Genomic DNA, 1,681 nt, shown 5'->3' on the forward strand with positions numbered 1-1,681 from the left:
TGCGGATTCTGCACGCCGGGAATGCTGATCTCTGCGCAGGCATTGCTTGACGACAACCCGCAGCCCACCGAGGAGGAGATCCGCAAGGCGCTGGCGGGAAACCTTTGCCGTTGCACCGGCTACAACAACATCGTGCGCGCAGTCCAGGCCGCAGCCAAACGCCTGCACTCCGACTGACATTGCCCCCCAGCGCTATAACGAGAGACAGCCATGAAAATGAACGAAGAGAAGGAATTGCCCGTGGCGCAGGATATCGCCTGGCAAGCCCTCAACGATATCGCCCTGTTGCAAACCTGCATTCCTGGGTGCGAATCCATTCAGCAGAAGGACGACGGTAGCTTTGAGGTACTCATTACCGCTGCCGTCGGGCCGATCAAAGCCAAGTTCAAGGGCCAGATGCGCATGAAAGATATCGTCGCCCCTACCTCGTACACGCTGGAATTCAGTGGTCAAGGCGGTGCGGTTGGCTATGGACGCGGCGAAGCCGGTGTGGCCTTGTCCCCGCTGGCGTCCGGCAAGACGCTCCTGCGCTACACCGCAACCGCAAGTGTTGGCGGCAAGCTCGCACAGGTTGGCTCCAGGTTGATCGACATGGCGGCGCAGAAGATGGCTGCTGATTTCTTCGACGCCTTCCTGGCAGAACTGACTAAACGCTATGCAGCCGCTCCTCAACCGGCCCCGGCCGCCGTATCGAGCCAGCGTCGCGCAGGCCCGGGGCTGTTTGCGAGTTTCGTGACGTGGCTCGGCCGAATGTTTGGCAAGCGCGCAGCCTGATCTCGTCGACCGGAGCATGCCAATGAAGTCTGCGGTAGATGTGCTGCGCGGTGGCGCGGTGGCCATTGTGGGAACGGGGCTTGTGGGGATGGGATGGGCTGTCGTGTTCGCACGCGCGGGCGCCACAGTCCACTTGTATGATGCGAATCCACAGGTACTCGAGGCTGCGCCGGCCCGCATACTGCGCCAGCTTGAGGATCTTGACAGCTATGGCTTGCTGAGTGAACCCGCGACAGTGGTGATGTCCCGCATCAAGTCTTGCGCGTCGCTGTCGCTGTCCCTCGAAGGTGCCACTTACGTGCAGGAATCGATTCTAGAACGGGTCGATCATAAGCGCGCGTTGATGGAGCAATTGCAGTCTTGCGACGATGGCCGTCGGATCATCGGAAGCTCCACCTCTGGGATCCCCGCATCGCAGTTTGCAAACGACCTGGCGATCACGCCGCGGGTCATCATTGTGCATCCGGTGAATCCCCCTTCGCTCGTGCCGCTCGTCGAACTGGTTCCCTCACCTCGGACTGCACCCCGCACCCTTGAGTTTGCAAGCGAACTGATGGCGGCCGTCGGCCAGACCGCGATCACGGTCCACAGGGAGATCGAGGGCTTTGTCCTGAACCGATCAAGCCGTGCTGTTGAGAGAGGCCTGGGCATTGGTCGAAGATGGCATCGTGTCGGCTGAGGATGTCGACAAGACTGTTCGCGACGGCCTCGGCTGGCGGTGGTCCTTCATGGGACCGTTTGAGACGATCGACCTGAACGCAGTGGGTGGCGTTGCCGACTATGCAGAACGCCTCGGCCCCCTTTACCAGCGCATCGCCGCTTCGCGCGCGCACGATGCGCCATGGGGCACTGAGATCATCGCCCGGGTCGACGAACAGATGCGGGCAAAGCTGCCGCTGCAAGGGTT

General features: G+C 61.5%; 4 protein-coding genes. All 4 read left to right on the forward strand.

From position 1 onward, the window contains the following. On the forward strand, positions 1–177 hold a 177-nt coding region (locus AC3WL8_RS39835), incomplete at its 5' end, for a (2Fe-2S)-binding protein (protein WP_492380250.1). A 33-nt stretch (positions 178–210) separates the two neighbouring features. Further along, positions 211–774, forward strand: coding sequence for an SRPBCC family protein (locus AC3WL8_RS39840; RefSeq protein ID WP_492380247.1), 564 nt, complete (start codon positions 211–213; stop codon positions 772–774). Between the two features lie 22 nt (positions 775–796). Next, a complete protein-coding gene (locus AC3WL8_RS39845) occupies positions 797–1,453 on the forward strand; it encodes a 3-hydroxyacyl-CoA dehydrogenase NAD-binding domain-containing protein (RefSeq protein ID WP_492380248.1) in 657 nt (218 codons plus the stop codon). Then, on the forward strand, positions 1,425–1,681 hold a 257-nt coding region (locus AC3WL8_RS39850), incomplete at its 3' end, for a 3-hydroxyacyl-CoA dehydrogenase family protein (RefSeq protein WP_492380249.1). The genes AC3WL8_RS39845 and AC3WL8_RS39850, both read left to right, overlap by 29 nt.

This window comes from Cupriavidus sp. FW305-F7, from assembly GCF_058782875.1.

Coding starts and splice junctions, on each gene's coding strand:
- AC3WL8_RS39845 (WP_492380248.1), top strand. CDS start 797: ATGAAGTCTGCGGTAGATGTGCTGCGCGGTGGCGCGGTGGCCATTGTG.
- AC3WL8_RS39840 (WP_492380247.1), top strand. CDS start 211: ATGAAAATGAACGAAGAGAAGGAATTGCCCGTGGCGCAGGATATCGCC.